This window comes from Micromonospora coerulea (assembly GCF_016598485.1).
GTDB classification, from domain to species: domain Bacteria; phylum Actinomycetota; class Actinomycetes; order Mycobacteriales; family Micromonosporaceae; genus Micromonospora; species Micromonospora coerulea.
This window is the reverse complement of record NZ_JAEMUW010000030.1, coordinates 35,583-54,425: the sequence shown is the minus strand read 5'-3', so window position 1 is coordinate 54,425 and position 18,843 is coordinate 35,583. Positions and strand designations below refer to the sequence as shown.

Below are 18,843 nucleotides of genomic sequence, written 5' to 3'. Positions count from 1 at the left end.
CGCAACCCTCGCCATGTAGGCATGTACCTCGGTGCTGGCAAGATCGTGCAGGCTCCAGCTTCCGGGGACGTCGTCAAGATCAGTCACCTGGAGGAATGGCACAGTGAGATCATCGCCATCCGGCGGCTCGTCCCGTAACGCTCGCACGGGCGGGCAGCTCAATTGCAGAGGGGCTCTCATCTCCCGCCAGGTGCGTCCTGCACACGGTTTAGGAAACCGATGCTCTATCCCCTGAGCTACGAGGGCGCGAGGGCCCAGCTTACCTGCCAGCGGACAGCCACGAGTGCCCAGGAGTGCCCACCGATGCTCACCGCTGGCAGCCGCCGCTGCTCCGACCGGTGGAGCACACACCGAGCATGCGTTCATCGCCTGGCAACGCCTGGTACCCACCGCTGCCCGACACTGACCAGAGCTACGGGTGCGTGCCCACGACTCACCGAGCACATTCCGAGCGCTACCACCGGTTGCGCCCGCCTAGCACTTCATCCTGGCCAGGGCGTGTTCGACCTAGGCGCGGACGGTGCGGTGCTGGGCGTTGAGGTCTTCTTTCCAGGCCGGTAGCGGGCTGCCGTCGCGATTCTTACGGGACGGGATGATCACCTCCGGGTTGCCGCGGTAGCCGCCGTCGGCCATGACCGGCAGGCCGGCCCAGCTTCTGGTCGATCCCACAGGTTCGGTAGTCGGTCGTGTCGTTGCGGTTGCCCGGCTTCGGGTCCCGACGGGTGTCAGCCCGACTGGCGTACGTCGAGAAGGTTGACCGTGTGTTGGTCTCGCGCGTTGAGGTGACGCGCAAGGGGCTCTTCATATGTGGTGACTACCACTTGCCTTAGCGGCCCGTCTGCGGTGGTGACGCGGGACAGGAGGCTTGCCACCTTGCGGCGGACGTCAGGGTCGAGGTGCTCGAGTGGTTCGTCGAACCAGCAGAAGTCCGCTGTGGTGGCCATCTGTACGACGAGGAGCCGGAGAAGAAGGGTTGCACCCATCGTCTCACCGGTGCTGAACGAGTCGTAGGGTAGGGGGTGTCCGTTGACCGTCCTCGTCATGTTTCCGTTCGGGTAGGTGTTGACGTCTCCTCGGTCTGGGAACAACGCCTTCCAACGCTGATTTATCTCCGCCGCGAGCGGGCGGATTGTCCCCTCGAGCAGTTCTGTGAGCGTTGACTCGGTTGCCTCTGCGGCCGCTCTGAGAATTGCCGCCTGCCTAAATAGGGACTCAAGCTCTCGCATCGCCTCGTCGGCGGCGCGAGCCTGGTTCAGTTCCCTTGTCGCTTGAACCTGGGCGGCACGAGCCTCTACCAAGGCAGTGAGCGTGGTTTGGGCTATCGCAGCAAACTCGGTGGCGGTGGATAGCTCCTCATCATCAGGGGCTGGGGCTCGGGGTGCGTCTCCGGGACGCGGGATTCGTCGCCACTCGTTCTGAGCGGCCTTGATGCGTTCGCGCCCGGCGAGCAAGTTACTCTCGGAGGTTTTGAGTTTGACGACGGCGCCGCGGAGGGCAGAAAGGTCCTGTGCGTTGACCTCGTGTGCAAGTGCGATTGTCGTGTCATCGAGTGGTCGCCGGCAGATTGGGCAGTCGTCGTGTGCTGCATCGAGGCCTTCTTGGTTGGCAGTCAGTGCCGCCTCCTTGGCCGCATTGACCGCGAGCTCGACACGGACAGCCTCGATTTGCCGGTCGATATCCGCCAGTCGTTCGTCGAGCAGTCCTTCGAGGCTGTCGCCGGCGACGGGTCGGCCGAGGTCGGCGGAGACCCGCAGAGCGAGACGCTTGACGGCTTCGGTCCAGGTCGAATGGTCGTCCTGCCACCGTTGAATTTCGGCTAGGCGGCGTTCCCGCTCCCGGGCGTTGGCGACCTTGTCCTGCGCAGTTTTGTGCGCTTCGGTGGCTTCCTCGACTTGGCGGGCCGTTCGTTCCACGTCGTCCTGCAGTTGCGCGAGTCGTTGGGAACTAGTCGAGTTCGCGTCTTTGATTCGCTTGATTTGGGCTTCGTTGGCCTTGCGGCGAGCATTGAGCTGCTCGATCGCGGTTCGCAGGCCGTCGATTCCGTAGTACCGGCCCAGGTGTTCTTCTAGGCCTAGGGCGGTAGGCCTGTCGTGGCCCCGGTCGACGGCGGGCATCGCTAGACGTGCCAGGAAGCCGGGGTCGGTACCATATGCCGTGATCAAATGCCGCTCGAGTTCTTCGTGGGGTACGGGCGCCCCGTCGAGGCGAACTGCGGGGGGCACGTCCGCGCGACGGGGCTTGCCCGAGAGCGTCCTTTCGACGCAGAGGACGCGCAGGTCTGGAAGTTCGAGTTCGACAGTCGCGGAAGCGGCGGCTGCACCTGCACGGACCGCGCCGTGGCCTTCTGGCGCGATCCTGCCGAAGAGTGCCCACCGCGCAGCCTCGACTAGCGAGGTCTTGCCTACACCGTTGGACGCAACTACGAAGGTCGTCCCTGCTCCGAACTCGACGGTGACATCCTCGTAGCTGCGCCAGTTCTTCAGGGTCAGTCGCCTAATCATCGCCTGTTCCCTGGACGAGTTCAGTCAAGGCGTCCTCCACAGCCTCGTTATTGATGACGGCGACGACGAACTTTGCTACTCGCTCGTCGAGTTCGGCAGGAAGCTCGCCCCAAGCGGCCCGCTTGGCGGCCTGACGTGCCCGTTGACCTTCGGTTGCGATCTGTCCGATGGAAGTCCTCGCGTGCCTTGCTGTGATCTCGTGGATATCGGTTCTTCCGATGCGGCTGCTTGCCGGTTCTGTGACCTCCCACGCGGGCACGGCCGCGTCGAGATGCTTGCACAGGGTGTCGACGAGTCCGTAGCCCGCCAAGGTCGTGGTCGGGCCCGTGCGGGTGCCCCGGGGAACTTCGAAGGCTGCGCGCATGTGTGCCGTCGTGAAAAGCTGTGCGGGCCAATCCTGCCGGGGAATGGCGACCGCCACAGCATCAACGTCGGCCTCGGTGAGAGTCATTGCTTGGCATGCGGCAGCAATGGCCCGGGGATCGGGAAACTTGCTGTGGCTCCCACCGTGGAGAGTCGCCACCAAGATCGCGGTATCCAGGTACAGGACTTTCAGGATGCTTGTGACGCGGACGTCTCCATTGACGGCGACTGTTTGCGGAGCGGGGTCTATGAACCGCACGCCACTGAGCCGTTCGCCGAGGCGAGCCTTAATGGCATTGATGTCGCCCCCTGGATGGTTCGCCGTCGACTCGTTTGCCCGTTGTTCGGCGCCCGCCGTACGGTCGCCCTGGGTTTCGAGCCAGGCGCTCGGCGAAAGTTCCGCGAGGAAGTCGCGCAGTGCCTGTCGGTACTCCAGCCGCTGGTCGTCATCATCGTTGATCGGGGGGCCGACCCGAACACCGCTCGGCCGACGACCCTCTCGCACGGCGGTCATCACCTCAGTTACGTCCTTGCCGATATCGAGGACTCCAACTCTGTTGAGGAACGCGCCCGTGTGAATGTGGGTCCGCAGTGCCACAATCGCGGCGGCGGCAGTGGCGAGAGGGGTGGCACTTGCGCCAACGATGACGCTTTCCTGGTCTGCGAGTTCGACATCGAGCACCAGCGGTATGACGTCGGCCACGGCGTCCTCGAAGACGCGCCGGACCCATACCAGCAGAGCCTCGTCCCGTCCAACGCGCCAGATCTCGTTCGGTTGGGGTTCGCCGTCCCTGTCGTCAGAGACCAAATCCGCCAGGTTCTGCGGCAGTGGCGTCGAGGCTTCCACAATGCGCTGGAGGCTATCGCCTGGCGGCGGTGCAAGGTCCGAGGCGCGGCGGACGCGCGACAGGCGGACGCGGCACGCCAGGCACTCCTCAAGGTGTTCGAGCGTGGATGCTGCCCGGTCAGGTTCGTGCAGAGCCGTGAGCAGTTCGCTGGACGAGGGATGGACGTCTGCGCTCACCGGTGATCACCCCTTCCGTTGCGCTCGTTGTCATTAGACGTTGCACCCAGCTCTTCTGTCCGACGCTTGAGCCAGTCGTCACAGAGCTGGCACAGAATGGTCGCGGTGCTGTCTGGGTGGTCGTCGTCGGCCAGTTCGTCGCGGAGCCGGTCGATGAGTCGTTGGCGGATGAGCGCTGCCTGCGTCTTGCCCGTGTCGATCAGCCGTGCGAGGTCGCGCACGTTCCTGTCCAACGTCGGGACAACGATGCGCTCCCTGTCGCTGAGCGCGTCGAAGATGTCCTGTGCGTGGAGTTCGGCGGCAGTACGAGTTGCGGGGTCGCCCGTGATCCACGCCGGCTCCGAGATGTGTTCCTGTATGTCAAGGTCTACCGTATTTGCCGTTTTGCGATAGTCGAGGCGTGCCGTCAGGGCTTGAGCGAGATCGACTGCGGTGAGGCTGCCGTCCGCAGCGGTCAGCACGCTCGTCATCAGCCGAATGAACGAAGGCCGATCCGCCAACGGTGCATCACGCCGCTCACTGGTCCACCTGGGCACCACCACCTCCACTGCAGCGGTCGCTGAGGCCAGTTCCCCGGCGCTTGCCGCACTGGGCGTAACCGGGCGGCCGGCCAGCGTCCACCGGTCGGGAGAGCTGGGAACGAGTTCGAAGTTTTTCTCGTCGCGCAAGATCTCCTTTACGCGCACGATCAGCTTGCCCAGGTCGGTGCCCCTGGCCACGTCCCGTAGGAAGTTCAGAACGGCAGCGTCGAGAAGCCGCTCGAATGACCGAGCATCTGTGGAACGGACAGCGAGATCGAGCAGACGCTTCGCTCCGCGCTCATCTTTCACAAAGTCGTGGGCGGTCTCCGTCACAGCGGTCACGTCCCAACCGGTCGAGCCCTCTGGTGGGGGGAAGCCGTGTCCGACCGCGACGAACCAGACCGTCTTGTACAGGAGTTCGGCTCCCGCCAGCCCGAGCCGTCCGGTGCTGAGAAGCTCTTCACGGGGTGTCACGAGAACCGCCCCAACACGCCGGACAGGAATGGTTCGGGCAAGATACCGAGGTACTCCACGTTCTCGGGCCGCCACAGTTGCTGCTCGACGGACACCAGGTCGGAGAACACTCCGTCGCGGTTCAGCTTCAGCGACCTGTCCGCGGGGTGCCGGATCCCGGGGGCAGGCTTCGAGGTTCGGGTGACCAGCTGGATCGGACTCCGGGAGGCCGGCTCCAGCGGGACGCAGATAACGACGGCTGGCCGATCGGCAGCCGGGTCGTGGCCGATCGAGTAGATGATCGTGTTCACGAGATACAGCTCTCCGACCTTTGGCAGGAACGGATCGTCTGGCCCACCCTTCTTCCTCGCGAGCCAGGCGTGCGACCGACCAGCGCTGCGCGGCATGTGTTCGTCACCCTCCTGCGGGGCCGGTCCCGACAAGCTCCTTCCCCCCGTTTTGACGTCGCACCGTCCCGATCTGTCCGGCGCCCGGCGGACGTCCAGGTACGTGTCGATCCTCACACGGTGGTGCTCCGGTGGGACCCCTCGGCAGCCGGACAGACCGGTAGGGGTGCGACGTCCTGGGCCGGGCGAGGCAGTTATCGGGTCACCAGCCCCCGAGATCATCATCAACTCAAGGAGCAAGCCATGACCGCCGAGACCATGAACTCCAAGCCCGGCCACCACCGCAAGGTGAGTATCACCATCGACGGCCAGCCATTCAACATCGAGGATCGCCACTACACGGCGGCAGAGCTGCTGACGCTCGCCGGGCTTCCCGCAGCCGGGTACGACCTCACCCGCGTCGGCAAGCACGGCAAGGTAGAGACGTTCCGCGACCAGGAGAAGGTGAACGTCAAGGACGGCGACGTGTTCGTGAGTGTCAACCGACAGGGAACCGTGGCGTGACCGCGCCGACCGTCTCCGCCACCGGCGTTCAGGCCTTCGTGGCCGCACTCGAAGAATTCGGAGCCGAACCCGTCGTCATCGCAACCCTGGTGACCTACACCGTCACCCCGGTGACGGGGGCGCTGGCAGGCCGGCCGGTACGCACTGGCGTCAGCGTGGACGAGGTCGCACCCTGGCCGACGACGCCACCGCACTGGATCCACCTGCCGGCAGACGTGACGCTTGCAGCGACGAACGCCGGGGGATCTCCCATGGCCGGATGGGTTGCCCACTCGCGGGACATCCCCGCCTGGGGCACCGCGCAGGTACCGGTTGCGGCTTGGCTTGCCCACGTGCGGGGCGTCCTGGGAGGTGCCGTGTGACGAGGGTGTCCGTGGCGATGACCAGGGAGCTCGAGGCGAGAGCGAGAGGCCACCTGCTCCGGCCCGATGGACAGGAGGATGTCTGCCTGGCGACGTACGCACCATCGACAGGGGAACGCCGGACCACGGGCGTGCTGACGGACCTTGTTCTGCCTCTCGACGGCGAGAGGAGCGTCCACGGCAACGCCTCGTTCTCCGGTCGATACGTGGTCAGGGCGGCCAGCCAAGCTGCCGAACACGGGCGGGGAATCGCGCTGCTGCACTCTCATCCGGAAAGCACCGGATGGCAGGAAATGAGCGGTGTCGATCGCGACACTGAGCACTCTTACGCTCGCGTGGCAGAGACGATCACTGGGCATCCACTCGTCGGTCTAACGGTCGCAGCGGACGCAACCTGGTCGGCGAGATTCTGGGACAGTGAACACGGCCACCGTGACGCCGAAAGCGTCCGCATCACAGGAACCGCACTGCGAGTGTGCTGGAACGGCAGGCTCCGACCGCCCCCTGCCCCCACGTCAGCACAGGTCCGCACCGTATCGGCTTGGGGCGAGGCTGTCCAAGCCGACCTGGCCCGGCTGCGCGTCCTCGTCGTGGGCGTCGGCACGGTCGGGCTCGATCTCGCGATCCGTCTTGTCCAGGCAGGTGCGCAAGACGTCTCCGTGATGGACTTCGACACCGTTGAAGAGGTCAACCTCGACCGCCTTCTTACCGCCACTCGAACTGACGCTGCCCTTTTCCGCAGCAAGATCCACGTCGCGTTGCGGGCGATGCGGGCAGCCACCACCGCCGCCAAACCGGTGTTGAGCGGTTACGACCTGAGCATCTGCGAACCTCAGGGCCAGCGTACGGCGCTGGACCACGACGTCATCTTCAGCTGTGTAGATCGACCGTGGGCCCGCGCGGTACTCAACCAGCTCGCCTACAGCGATCTCATTCCCGTCATTGACGGGGGACTGGCGCTCGAACCATTCCCCAACGGCGGCATGCGCAACGCCACCTGGCGGGCACACGTCGTCACCCCAGGCCGACCCTGCCTGCAGTGCAACGGCCAGATCGACGGCGCCCAAGTTGCCCGCGACCGCGCCGGGCTGTTCGACGACACCACCTACATCAGGACCGCCGGCCTCAAGGCGCCTTCACGGGAGAACGTGTCCCTGCTGGCTCCGTCGGTAACGGCATCTATGCTCGCGCAGTTCGTCAGCCTCGCCGTCACGCCAGGCGGCCTCGGCGCACCGGACCCACTGCGCTTCTCACTGTCGACCCATACCCTTGAACACATGCCCGTCGAGACGCTCGCCACCTGCCCATACGAGCAAGCGACAGGATGGGGCGACCGACGACCGACCCTCGCCAAGCACCACCCCGCCGCCGAGGCCGCACGACGACAGCGAGAAACACATGCACGGACGGGGCGCGTACGTGCGGGGCGCGTCTTCCAGAACCTGATTGGACTGGGCTCCGTGGCCATCCAGAGGCTACTGGCGACTGACACTGACCGCGATGTTGGAATGTCAGAGGGATCTGGTGGAGTAGCGTGATGAGCAGTCTCTACACCAAGAATGGCCGGCCGCTCCAAGTTGTGGGCTCGAACGTGTACTCCCGCTCCGGCACGTGCGTCGGCCGCATCGGTGGTAGCAAGGTCTACGACCCGAGCGGACGCTACGCCGGGACGATCGTTGGCGACCGCGTCGTCTACCGCTCGACCGACAGCGCCTCCATCAGCGGCCCCAGCGTGAGCGCCTCACGTGCAGGGTCGGCCGCCGCCCATGCCGCCGGTTCAGCCATCTGGGGAGACGAGCCCAACTTCCCGGACTGACCGTGCCGCCTCGGAAGTCGCTGACAACGACGCGGCCGCTGGTCGGACGAGTCTTCACCGCGCCGACGGCGGGACGTGGCCCGGTGCGGCGACATGACCGAGATCGTCACCGGCGAGGGCCAGTCTCTACCTCGCCACCGTCGTTGGGCAAGCGCCGCAACGCCGGCCTGGTCGTCGCCGCGGCGAGCATGGCCGCCGTCATCCGCGCGGCAACATCGCCGACTGATCTTTCTTTCGGACCGAGTCCAGTGAGTGCTGCTCCGCCGAGTTCGCCACGTGCACCCACTGTCGAGTGCCAGTCGATGGGCCGGGACGGGTTCGTTTCGACAACGCCGTCGCCGAGGCCACGTTCTCCACCATCAAGGCCGAGTAAGTCCACCGTCGCCAGTTCTGCGCCCCGAAGCCCGACTGAAGATCGCCGCCTGGATCAGTGAGCCTGTCCGATCTTTAGTAGTACTCACGGATGTATCCGAGCGCTCGCTCGAACACGTCGCTGTCGCGGATCTTGAACTTGATATAGAGCGTCTTGCGCAGTGACTGCTGGACCAGGCGGTCGCCGTCGCGGGTGTTCTGCCAGCCCGTGAACCGCACCGCCCGAACGACCTCGTCGACCTCGTTGACAACCTTCTCGGCGATGATCGGGGTTCCGTTGCCCTTGAGGGACTGGAACAGCTCCGTCAGCGCCGCCTTGCCTCGCTCCTCGCGGGGGATCTCGGCGGCAGCCTTCTCGGCGGCCACGGTGTCACGGGCAAGGGCGAACAGCTCCTTGAGAAATTCCAGGCTGGCCTGCTGGGAGTGCGCGTACTTCTCCCGCAGTGCCGTGAGCCGCTTGCCGAGCTCGACGAAGACGGGATTCCCGATGTGCTTGCCGATGCGGGCAGTGATCCACTTTTCGACCTCGACCGGGTCGACGTCCTTCCTCCTGCCCGTCATGAGGTCTTCGATCACTTGGGCGTCCAGGACGATCGTGTCAAGGTCGGTGCGGGGCACCTCGACGGTGAGGTGTTCGTTGATGAGTTCCAACGTCTTTGCACCGAGGGTGTGCCAGACGAGCCGGCCGGCGATGTCTGACGGCCGCACCGACTCGTACACGTCGGTGAGCCACCGGTAGTCGGCCTCGTAGGTCGCAAGGATCGGGTCCGGGCTGAGGGTTTCCCATAGCTGGGCGACGACGCTGAAGCATGCGCCGAACGCATCGCGGGCCTCGTCGCCGCTGATCGCGGTCTGGGCGGCGATGAGCCCCTCGTAGCCGCTGACGGTCCGGTCGACGCCGGGAAAGAAGGCCAGCGCGGCCCCGATGGCCGGGCCGAGCTGACTCCGCAGTACGGCGATGTTGCTGATCACCTGCTGGACGCTCTTCTCGTCGAAGGCGAACGCCTTGGCGACGTCGTCGAAAATGCCCAGGTAGTCGACGATCAGCCCGTGGGTCTTGTTCGGCGGGTAAACCCGGTTGGTGCGCGTGATCGCCTGAAGCAGGTTGTGCTCCTTGAGCGGCTTGTCGAGGTACTGCGCGTACAGGATCGGCGCGTCGAACCCGATGAGCAGCTTGGCCGTCACGATGATGATCTTCAGCGGGTCGGCCGGGTCGTTGAACCGGGCGGTGATCCGCTCCAACTCGTCGCGGTCGGGGGTGTACTCTACTTTCCACTGGTGCTGGCCGTGCGCGTTGCGGCTCATCACCACGGTGGAGGCGTCGGGTCCGAGGATCTTGTCGAGTTCCGCCTTGTAGGCGACACAGGTCGCCTTGTCATAGACGACTACCTGCGCCTTGAACCCCTGCGGCTCGACCTTGGTCCGGAAGTGCTCGGCGATGTCCGCAGCGATCCTGCGGATACGCTCGGGGGACTTGATCAGCGCCTCCAGCGAGGCGGCCCGCTTCGACAGCGTGGTCTTGTCTGCCTCGGTGAGCCGGTGCTGCTCGGCCAGCTCCGCAAACGCGGCGTCGATCGCGGCCTCGTCGAGGTGGATCTCCGACAGACGCGGCTCGAAGTGCAGCGGCAGCGTCGCCCCGTCCCGGATCGAGTCCTGGAAGGAGTACCGCGACAGGTAACCTCCCTCGTCCTCCTCCGACCCGAACCACATGAACGTGTTCCGGTCGCGCTTGTTGATCGGCGTGCCGGTCAGGCCGAAGAGGAACGCGTTCGGCAGGGCCGCGCGCATCTTTCGCCCGTAGTCGCCCTCCTGGGAACGGTGAGCCTCATCGACCATGACGATGATGTTGTCGCGGGCATCCAGCACCCCCGGCGCCTCGCCGAACTTGTGCACCGTGGTGATGATGACCTTGCGCGCGCCCACTTTGAGGAGATCCTGTAGTTCCTTGCGGCTGTCGGTCGAGACGAGATTCGGCACGTCCGAGGCGTTGAACGTGCCGGTGATCTGGGTGTCCAGGTCGATGCGGTCGACCACGATGATCACCGTGGGGTTCGTCAGCCCGGCCGTGGCGCGCAACTTCTGCGCGGTGAACACCATGAGCAGCGACTTGCCTGAGCCTTGGAAGTGCCAGATCAGGCCCTGCTTGATCCGCCCGTGCAACACCCGCTCGACGATGAGGTTCGTCGCCTGGAACTGCTGAAACCGCGCGATGATCTTTATCTTGCGGTGCTTCTTGTCCGTGGCGAACACCGTGAAGAACCGCAGGAAGTCCAGCACCGCCGCCGGGGTGAGCACGCCCTCGACGGCCTCGCGCACCGCGGCCAGGCCGGTCCGCGCCGGGGCGTCATCGTCGGATTCTTCCCGCCACGGACCCCAGAGGTCGATCGTCATGCCGACCGATCCGTACCGGAAGTCCTTGCCTTCCGTGGCGAAGTTGAACACGTTCGGTACGAAGAACGCCGGTAGGTTGACCTCGTAGTCCTCATTGATCTGCGCCGCCGCGTCGATCCACGTGTACGCCGGGCGGACCGGCGACTTCGCCTCGCCGACGACCAGCGGAAAACCGTTGCACCACAGCACCAGGTCGAAGCGCCGCTCGACCCGCCCGACCCGGTGGGTCACCTCCGTGGAGATCATCCACTGGTTGGCGCTCGGCTCGGGATTGCCGAAGTCGATGAGCCGGACCGTGACGTGCTCCCCCGCCGGGCCGAATGGCATCGACTTCTGCCCGGTCAACCACGCGGCGAACTCCTCGTTCGCCACCACGGGATTCGGCGTACGCCGAGCGGCCAGGGTGATCGCCCGCAGGTGATAGATCACCTCGTCCGCCAGCCGAGGGTCGGCCTCGATCGCCGGATTCAACCGCTTCAGGGCCTCCTTGACCGGCCCCTCCAGCAGCACCTCATCCTCCCGGCGCGGCAGTTCTTTGCCGGGAACGAACTGGATGTCAGGCGACTCAACAAGATCACGCACGAAGTCCCGAGCCGTATTGGCTTCGTTGAAGGTCATGCCCCATCTCCGAATACCTGCACCAAAATGCCACTCTTCACAGCTTTGGCATCGGCGATAGCACGATCCACCGAAGTCAAGGCGCCATCGAACCGCGAGAGTTCTCTCAGCAGCTGCTCCTGCCGGTCGACCGACACGGCCGGGAAAGCTAACTTCGCAAGGGATTGCCGGTTGATCTTTACCATGCTCGTCGCGCTACCTGCCGCCGTGCGCCGCATATGTGCACGACCATGTGAACTGGAAATGACTGCTTCAGCGAACCTTGGCTGAATCCCGCTAACTAGTCGGAGCCGCATCATGGTATCCGGAAAGGAGACATCATCACGCGGCTCGTCAAAGATCCCGGCTCGCCCCACTGCCTCCACGGTGTTCGCCCTTGAGATCAGGAGGTCGCCAGCGGCCAAAGTGACCGGCCGCAGCTCAGGGCTGTCTAAAACGTTCTTCAACTGACCCTCTCGATAACCGTCGGGTCCCAAGGCGGCCAAAGACAGCACGTAGCGCCCTGTCGTCTGATCGACCGGCCGAGCAGACCAGCCGCTTTGGGGCGAACGAATCCACAATTTCTCAAAGGGGACGCTCACCTCCGCAAGCAGCCCATCCATCTCTACCGAAAGCCAACCTGTGCGTGCGGTAAGGAGGACCTCCCTCTGATACGCCAGCGATGAACTGTGGCGTTCAACCGCCCAAAGGAGATCGGCGAGGCGCTTCTGTTCGTCGAGGGACGGCAGGTCGAATTGGTAGTTCGCTAGGTCGGTCCAGTTGACGTAGGGGTTGACCGAGCCGCGCGAGTTGGCCACCGCGTACGAGTGGAACGCCTCCGCGCTGAGCAGGAACGGCATGAACTCCTGAAGCAGGACGCTCGGATCGCGGGTTTCTAGGACGAAGGTCTTCTCGCCAGTGATCCCCTCGAACTCGGGCACAGCAGTCTTACGCAGGTACGAACGACGCGACACGTAAAGAACATGGCCGGGCCGGAAGCGCTTGTAGAACATGGGGCCGATCGGGTCACGCCCGATCACACCCCACTTCGTAATGTGAAGGCTGTTGCTCGGAATGTGTTCACCGGCGAGGAACCGTTCGAGACCAGAGGTCTCCGGGTCGACCCGATCCGTGACGTGTTTGATCACGTCTCCGAGCGCAACGGGCTTCCAGCCGCTCTTGTCCAGGTTAAGGCTCACTTGGCCACTTCCTGTCGCAGCATGGCGAGCACGCCGTCGATGGCGGGGTCCGCTTGCGCTGCTGAGACCCGCCATGCGTTGACCGCGTCGGTGACGCTCACGGCCTCGGCTGCCCCAGCCGTGGCAGTGCGGGAGACGTAGAGCGGGATGGCAAGGCTGTAGCCCTTGTCGCCGATCTCGTCGACGGGGGCGACCGCAGCGAAGCCATCTTGGTCCTCGAAGCCCTCGTAGGCAGCGAGGATCTTCTGCTGGTGATGGTCACGCAAGAACGACTGAGTTTGCTCGCGCGCGACTTCCGTCCGGGCGTCGATAAAGAGGATCTTTCCCCTCCGATCGACTGGTTTGCGCGACCGTAGGACAACGACGGCCGCCGGCATGGGCGAGTTGTAGAACAGGCCCTCTCCCAGTCCCAGGACGCACTCGACGAGATCAGACTGAACCAGCCCTGCCCGCATTTCCGCCTCGTCCCGCCGGAACAGGACGCCATGAGGAAGGAGAATCGCGGCGCGGCCGGTCTTCGGGTCGAGGCTGGCGGCGATGTGTTGGAAGAAGGCGTAGTCGGCGCGGCCCTGCGGCGGGACGCCCCACATGTTGCGGCCGTACGGGTCCTTGGTGAACGCGGTGCGGTTCCATGCCTTGATGGAGTACGGCGGGTTGGCGAGCACCACGTCGAAGGTGCGCAGCGAGGCACCGTCGAGGAAGGCGGGCTTGGTGAGCGTATCGCCGTGCGCGACGTGGCCGTCGGTGATGCCGTGCAGGAACAGGTTCATCCGGGCGATGGCCGACGTACCGTAGTTGAGCTCCTGCCCGTAGAGCCGGAGGTTGCGCCATTCCTTGCCCTGGCGGCGCAGCTCGGCTGCGGTGGAGATGAGCATGCCACCTGTGCCGCAGGTCGGGTCGAAGACCGACTCCCCTGGTTCGGGCTTGAGCATCATCGTCATCAGGTGGACGAGGGTGCGGTTGGTGTAGAACTCCTGGGCGGTGTGGCCGGAATCGTCGGCGAACTTCTTGATGAGGTACTCGTACCCTTGGCCGAGTTCGTCCTCGGGCAGGTTGGCCACCGAGAGCGTCTTCTTGGAAAAGTGCTCGATGAGCTCCTTGAGAGTCGCGTCGGGCAGCAGGTTCTTGTTGCCCCAGTCGCCGTCACCGAACACGCCGGTCAGGGTGTCCGGGTTGGCCGACTCGATCGCCCGCATGGCGGCGAGGATCGCCGTACCGACGTCGCTCGTGACCTTGCGGATGTCCTGCCAGTGGGCACCGTCGGGGATGGCGAAGCGGTGGTTCTCCGGCAGGTCGGCCAGCTCGTCGTCACCGTAGATCTCCAGCGCCGCGGCGTGTTCCTCGTCGTACACGTCGGAGAGTCGCTTGAGGAAGACCAGTGGGAAGATGTACTGCTTGTAGTCGCCGGCATCGATGAGGCCGCGCAGCACGACGGCCGCGCCCCACAGGTAGGACTCCAGTTCGCGCTGGGTGATGCGGGCGCTCACGCCGTCACCTCCGTCGGGCTGAGACCCCACTTGGCGAGTTCGGCTTCCAGCGCGGCGCGGGTTTCGCGGGCGGCGGCGTGGGCCGCTTCGAGGTCGGTCAGGGCCTGCTCCAGGGTGCGCTGTTCACCGTCTTCGGCGGGAGCGACGTACAGCGGGATGTTGAGGTTGAAACCGTGGGCCCTGATGTCGTCGAGCGTGGCGACCGCGGCCAAGCCGGGTGCGTCAGCGAACGCCTGGCAGGCCCGCAGCAGGGTGTCGGCGTGCTCGGGTTCGAGAGTGTTCTGGTTACGGCCGCGCTTGAACAGCGTCTCGCCGTTGACGAACAGCACCCTGCCCTTGCGGTCATCGGCCTTGCGTCGGCGCAGGATCAGCACGCACGCGGCCAGGCCGGTGCCGTAGAAGAGGTTGGACGCGAGGCCGATCACGGCCTCGACCAGGTCCGCAGTCAGGACGAACTCGCGGATGCGCCCCTCGGCACCCTGGCGGAACAGCGCACCCTGCGGCAGCACGACGGCGACCCGGCCGGTCCCGGGCGCCGCAGAGGTGATCATGTGCTGGACCCAGGCCCAGTCGGCGTACCCCTTGGGTGGAACGCCCCCGAGCCGGTTGCGGCCCCACGGGTCGGAGCCCCATGCAACGTCGCCCCAGTTCTTGAGCGAGAACGGCGGGTTGGCGATGACGCAGTCGAACTGGGCGAGACGCGTGCCGTCGAAGAACGCCGGCGAGCGCAGGGTGTCGTCGTGGGCGATGTTGAAGTCCCCGACCCCGTGCAGGAGCAGGTTCATCTTGGCGATGCCGGAGGTCGCGAGCACCTTCTCCTGGCCGTAGAGCTTGCGCCCGAGAGTCTCGGGCCGGCCACCTTGGCGCTTCACATGTTCGATGACCTCGATGAGCATGCCGCCCGTGCCGCAGGCCGGGTCGTAGACCATCTCGCCCTCCTGCGGGTCGAGGATGTCGACGAGCAGTTTGACCACCGGGCGCGGGGTGTAGTACTCGCCGGCCTTTTTGTTTGACTGGTCCGCGAACCGCTTGATGAGGTATTCGTACGCCTGCCCGAACACGTCCGGCGCGACGACCGCGTTACTCAACGTCCTGGTCGAGAAGTGCTCGATGAGATCGCGCAGCTTGGCATCGGGCAGCTTGTCCTTGTTCGTCCAGGCGGCGTTGCCGAAAATGCCGTACAGCACGTCCGGGTTGGCCGTCTCGATCGCGCGGAAGGCGGTCACCAGGGCCTGTCCGACGTTCTCCGTGCGGGCGCGCACGTCCTCCCAGAGGCTGCCGGTGGGGATGCCGAAGCGGTGGTTCTCGGCGAACGACGCATACTCGTGGTCGCCGTCCGACTCCGCCAGTGCCCGCTCGTACTCCTCGGTGTAGACGTCGCTGATCCGCTTGAAGAACATCAGCGGGAAGATGTACGCCTTGAAGTCCGCCTGGTCGATGCTCCCGCGCAGCAAATCAGCGGCCCGGGCGAGATACTGCTCCAGCTCTGGCAGGCTCATCGGAACGGCGAGCGTGTCATGGGCCGTCGCGGAGGCTCGCGCATAGCGGTCAGTCATGTCGGTCACCGGTCGAAGGCCATGTTTGCTGTTGTCTCCTCGCGAGCTGCGGTCACGCGTCCGCGCCGGTCCTACCGTAGCTGCAACGTCGGGTAGCGGGGGTTCCCGGGTCGGCTGTCAAGCGTGTCGTTTGCGTGATGAGGGGCGGGCTCCGGCATAGATATCGGCCGCTGCAGCCAGGGCGTGGGCTGATGGGCTTGCCTGGGTTGCCGCGCTGGGTGAAGGCGCCGGGTTGGGTGCAGTGGATTCCGGGCCACCAGCGGGTGAGGGCGTGGATCGGTGTGGGCATGGCCGGCGAGATCGGTGAAGAAGCCGTTCACGCTGAGCCGGTCGTGAAGTGTGCGGGCGGCCGTCCAGCGGCGGCGGTTGGTCGTGGCGTGGCGAGTCGGGGTGCGGGTTGGTCACGTTGGGCGGCGACGACTTCGGCGCGAGCTGGTCGAGAGGCAGTAAGGGAAGGAGCCTACGTCGGGGCGAAAGGGCCGGAAACCGGTCGACGACCTGCAGCCCGGTGAGGCGGGTGAGTCGGTGGTGGGCGAAGACCCAGCGGGCGGGAAACAGGGCATCGGCAAGCCGGGGTGGTAAGGCCCCTGGGGGGCCAGTTCACCGAGGTCGAGGGAGCAGCCGCCATGCTGGACAGAACCGGGCCCGCAGGTGTGGCGACGCGCGCCTCCTCAAGCGCCAGCTTCGTTAACCCCCTTAACGCTTGCGAGCCACTGTGCAGGGGGATAACATGAAGCCATGGACGAGCATGCGGGCCATGGGAGCCCATACGTCAGCCTCGCTGACATCGCGGTCATGGCTCGCGTCAGCCGGCCGGCCGTCAGCAACTGGCGACGACGGCACGTCGACTTCCCTAAGCCAGTCGAGGAAACGGGCACAACGTCGCTGTTTAGTCTCGACGAGGTCCGTGACTGGATGGCACGCAACGGGAAGCGGTTCGAACTTCCCGGCGCAGACGAGGCGGTATGGGCAGCGTTGAACCGCGCCCGCGGCTCCGCCCTCCCCGAGGACGCCGCCGAACTGGCCATGATCATGCTGGCAGCTCGCCACGCTCTTGCTGACCAAGACTTCAGCGAGATTCTTCGCGATGGCCTACTCGCTGAGGACACCTCTAGCCTCAAGGCTGCCTTGCTGCTCGGACAACTAGAGCAGCTCCTAACCGACGCCGGCGCCGAGTACTTGTTGCGACCTGCGATTCCGACCGAGTGGTTTGCAGCCAGCGGGCCGTTTCTTCGTGCAGTAGATGATCTCTCCGGTGAATACGGCGTTCCAGCCGTGTTCGAGGGCCTCGTGACGGCGACTAGCCGTGCGGGCGGGCGTGCCCGCGGTGCGAGCATCACTCCGTCTGGAGTCGCAGATCTGATGGCGGCCCTCGTGCAACCCATCGCCGGTACGGTGCTGGACCCTGCGTGCGGATACGGAACAACCCTCGTGACCGCAGAACGCCGCGCTAAGGGTCCCGTCCTGCTCCTAGGAACGGAAATCAACCAGTCGGCCTATCGGCTTGCCCGTGCGCGCATACTCGTCCACGACCTACCAGCGACGATCACCTTGGCCGACACTCTTGTCGATGGATCCGGGACAGCACAGGCTGACGTTATCCTGGCTGATCCACCATACGGGCAATCCTGGCGGCCAGATGTGGATCGCGAGCCCTCCCGATGGGAGTTTGGCGTCCCTCCGCCAAGTCGGGCTGATTTGCTATGGGTACAACATGCGGTCAGCCGATTGGCGCCGCACGGACGGGCGGCAGTCGCGCTCCCTCATGGGGCTTTGTTCCGCGGCGGCACCGAGGCGTCAATCAGGCAAGCGCTTGTCGAAGCCGGATGCGTCCACGCGATCATCTCTCTCCCCGCCGGCCTCTACCCGAGCACCGGCATTCCCGTCGCAATCTGGGTGTTGGGGCGGCCAGCGTCGAACTCGAACAGAACGATCCTCTTTATTGACGCCTCCCAGGTCGGAGAGGGTAAGCCGACGAGGAAGGAGCTAACGGAAGCCGATATCGAAGAGATCCTCGACTGCCTCGAGTCGAGGAGGAGTAATCGCGAGCCGAAGCGCCCAGACCGTGTGCGAGCAGCTGCGATACCCATCGACGAGGTCGCGGCCGGCGACGGCAATCTCATGCCTAGTCGTTGGATTGTGCGTGGGGTCGATCCTGTGGCGATGCTGGAGAGAGCGGCGCAGGCGATGGATGCCTTGCGCACAAGGACTAAGGCAGCCCACTCGCTGACCGCGCCCGAACTTCACCTAACCGCGCCAACCTCGTTGACACGACGTTTGACGGTTGCCGAACTTGTGGAGCGCCGCTTCATCAGGCGCTTCAAGGGCCGCAAGCTGGACCTGGACAGCCTGCGGGAGGGGCCGACTCCGTTGATTCGTGCCGGTGACATCGGTCCCGGGCTAACCGTACGGTCCAGCCGTGGTATCAGGCTGGAAGACCTTCCCAATGCCGCCGAGTTGACCGAGCCGGGAGACGTCCTTGTTGTTGTTGAGGGAGCATCCACCCGCGTCGGAGTCGACATGTTGGGCGGGTCGATCATCGCCACCCCAGCCATCCAGGTTCTCCGGCCCCGCACCGACGTAATCCACCCGCTGACACTAGCTCTCATGATCCGTGGAGCAGCCAACGCGCATCTCGTTGGGACAACTGTCCCCCGCCTCGATCTCGAGCGTGTTGAGATCCGCTTGCTGGAAAGCGCGACTGGAACTCGGCTTGCCGACGTCCTTACTGACCTCATCGAACAGCGGACGAGAGCTGCCGCGATCGTGGAGGGTGTCGATGATGTGCTTGAGACGCTCGCCTCGGGTTTCGCCGCCGGCGTCCTCAATCTCTACGGCGACGGAGCGGGTTCATGAGTATGCGCAGATCACGGCCGTCCGGGACGTCTATAGGAGATCTCGTTGACCGGCTTGCGGAGCGAATTGCCTCGTCCGACTGGAGCTGGTCGCGAACGCTGCAGCTTGGGTTTTTGCTTGTGGTGTTCACTACCCCGTTCTGCATAGCGCTAGTAGTAGCGCCCACACTCGCTCTGTACGCGGGAGGTGGCGGCGGACTCGCGTTGGGCGGCTATGTTCTGGCACGCGGGCGGCGCCCTTGAGGCCAACCGCTGGAAGGCCGAGCGCCGCGGAAACAAGATCCTGCGGCGGCGTGACCCGACCTGCCGGCCTTTGCGGTGCGGGTGCACCTGGGCGACGTTCGGCGCGCCGACCCGCCTGCCCGGGCAGCGGCCCGCCCCAAATCGTGCTCTAGGACGGGCGCGGCTTCTGCTGAAAGTGCCCGTCAGCGGCGG

General features: G+C 65.2%; 13 protein-coding genes and 1 pseudogene. 5 read left to right on the top strand and 9 right to left on the bottom strand.

What is annotated here, in order from left to right:
* Window positions 1-510 precede the first annotated feature (510 nt).
* The 5 genes and pseudogenes from I8N68_RS28005 to I8N68_RS27985 form a co-directional block, all read right to left on the bottom strand.
* A pseudogene (locus I8N68_RS28005) lies at window positions 511-781 on the bottom strand (transposase family protein); the annotation flags it as partial.
* Window positions 726-2,501 carry an AAA family ATPase gene (locus I8N68_RS28000; RefSeq protein WP_200215495.1) on the bottom strand — a complete coding sequence of 592 codons (1,776 nt, stop codon included), beginning with the start codon at window positions 2,499-2,501 and terminating at the stop codon, window positions 726-728. The pseudogene I8N68_RS28005 and the gene I8N68_RS28000, both read right to left, overlap by 56 nt.
* Window positions 2,494-3,888 carry a hypothetical protein gene (locus I8N68_RS27995; RefSeq protein ID WP_200215494.1) on the bottom strand — a complete coding sequence of 465 codons (1,395 nt, stop codon included), beginning with the start codon at window positions 3,886-3,888 and terminating at the stop codon, window positions 2,494-2,496. The genes I8N68_RS28000 and I8N68_RS27995 overlap by 8 nt, the downstream gene beginning before the upstream one ends.
* Window positions 3,885-4,883 (bottom strand): hypothetical protein, encoded by a 999-nt coding sequence (locus I8N68_RS27990; RefSeq protein WP_200215493.1) that lies wholly within the window; start codon window positions 4,881-4,883, stop codon window positions 3,885-3,887. Before I8N68_RS27990 ends, I8N68_RS27995 begins: the two co-directional genes overlap by 4 nt.
* On the bottom strand, window positions 4,880-5,173 hold the full coding sequence (locus I8N68_RS27985) for a hypothetical protein (RefSeq protein WP_200215492.1): 294 nt from the start codon (window positions 5,171-5,173) through the stop codon (window positions 4,880-4,882). Before I8N68_RS27985 ends, I8N68_RS27990 begins: the two co-directional genes overlap by 4 nt.
* 339 nt (window positions 5,174-5,512) lie before the next feature.
* On the opposite strand from I8N68_RS27985, the gene I8N68_RS27980 reads away from it, so the two are divergent.
* From I8N68_RS27980 to I8N68_RS27965, 4 genes are read left to right on the top strand one after another with little or no spacing between them, the layout of a single operon-like run.
* A complete protein-coding gene (locus tag I8N68_RS27980; protein WP_200215491.1) occupies window positions 5,513-5,773 on the top strand; it encodes a multiubiquitin domain-containing protein in 261 nt (86 codons plus the stop codon).
* Window positions 5,770-6,135, top strand: coding sequence for a hypothetical protein (locus I8N68_RS27975; protein WP_200215490.1), 366 nt, complete (start codon window positions 5,770-5,772; stop codon window positions 6,133-6,135). Before I8N68_RS27980 ends, I8N68_RS27975 begins: the two co-directional genes overlap by 4 nt.
* A 17-nt stretch (window positions 6,136-6,152) precedes the next feature.
* On the top strand, window positions 6,153-7,673 hold the full coding sequence (locus I8N68_RS27970; RefSeq protein WP_200215489.1) for a ThiF family adenylyltransferase: 1,521 nt from the start codon (window positions 6,153-6,155) through the stop codon (window positions 7,671-7,673).
* Entirely contained in the window at window positions 7,673-7,951 is a 279-nt protein-coding gene (locus I8N68_RS27965) for a hypothetical protein (protein ID WP_200215488.1), read from the top strand. The genes I8N68_RS27970 and I8N68_RS27965 overlap by 1 nt, the downstream gene beginning before the upstream one ends.
* A 447-nt stretch (window positions 7,952-8,398) precedes the next feature.
* Here I8N68_RS27965 and I8N68_RS27960 read toward each other — a convergent pair whose 3' ends face one another.
* Genes I8N68_RS27960 through I8N68_RS27945 form a run of 4 tightly spaced genes read right to left on the bottom strand, consistent with a single transcriptional unit; the run spans window position 8,399 to window position 15,496 of the window.
* Window positions 8,399-11,332, bottom strand: coding sequence for a type I restriction endonuclease subunit R (locus I8N68_RS27960; protein ID WP_200215487.1), 2,934 nt, complete (start codon window positions 11,330-11,332; stop codon window positions 8,399-8,401).
* Complete coding sequence (locus I8N68_RS27955; protein WP_200215486.1) at window positions 11,329-12,510, bottom strand: restriction endonuclease subunit S; 1,182 nt, start codon at window positions 12,508-12,510, stop codon at window positions 11,329-11,331. The genes I8N68_RS27960 and I8N68_RS27955 overlap by 4 nt, the downstream gene beginning before the upstream one ends.
* Complete coding sequence (locus I8N68_RS27950) at window positions 12,507-13,997, bottom strand: type I restriction-modification system subunit M (protein ID WP_200215485.1); 1,491 nt, start codon at window positions 13,995-13,997, stop codon at window positions 12,507-12,509. The genes I8N68_RS27955 and I8N68_RS27950 overlap by 4 nt, the downstream gene beginning before the upstream one ends.
* Complete coding sequence (locus I8N68_RS27945) at window positions 13,994-15,496, bottom strand: type I restriction-modification system subunit M (RefSeq protein ID WP_200215484.1); 1,503 nt, start codon at window positions 15,494-15,496, stop codon at window positions 13,994-13,996. Before I8N68_RS27945 ends, I8N68_RS27950 begins: the two co-directional genes overlap by 4 nt.
* A 795-nt stretch (window positions 15,497-16,291) precedes the next feature.
* Between I8N68_RS27945 and I8N68_RS27940 the strand changes: the two genes are divergently transcribed.
* Window positions 16,292-18,409: an N-6 DNA methylase gene (locus I8N68_RS27940; protein WP_200215483.1), complete on the top strand. Its 2,118-nt coding sequence runs from the start codon at window positions 16,292-16,294 to the stop codon at window positions 18,407-18,409.
* Window positions 18,410-18,843: the final 434 nt, after the last annotated feature.

Bases quoted from the DNA above. Each gene is read 5' to 3' on its own strand.
- I8N68_RS28000 (WP_200215495.1), bottom strand. From the start codon at position 2,501: ATGATTAGGCGACTGACCCTGAAGAACTGGCGCAGCTACGAGGATGTC.
- I8N68_RS27945 (WP_200215484.1), bottom strand. From the start codon at position 15,496: ATGAGCCTGCCAGAGCTGGAGCAGTATCTCGCCCGGGCCGCTGATTTG.
- I8N68_RS27940 (WP_200215483.1), top strand. From the start codon at position 16,292: ATGGACGAGCATGCGGGCCATGGGAGCCCATACGTCAGCCTCGCTGAC.
- I8N68_RS27965 (WP_200215488.1), top strand. From the start codon at position 7,673: ATGAGCAGTCTCTACACCAAGAATGGCCGGCCGCTCCAAGTTGTGGGC.
- I8N68_RS27980 (WP_200215491.1), top strand. From the start codon at position 5,513: ATGACCGCCGAGACCATGAACTCCAAGCCCGGCCACCACCGCAAGGTG.
- I8N68_RS27960 (WP_200215487.1), bottom strand. From the start codon at position 11,332: ATGACCTTCAACGAAGCCAATACGGCTCGGGACTTCGTGCGTGATCTT.
- I8N68_RS27970 (WP_200215489.1), top strand. From the start codon at position 6,153: ATGACCAGGGAGCTCGAGGCGAGAGCGAGAGGCCACCTGCTCCGGCCC.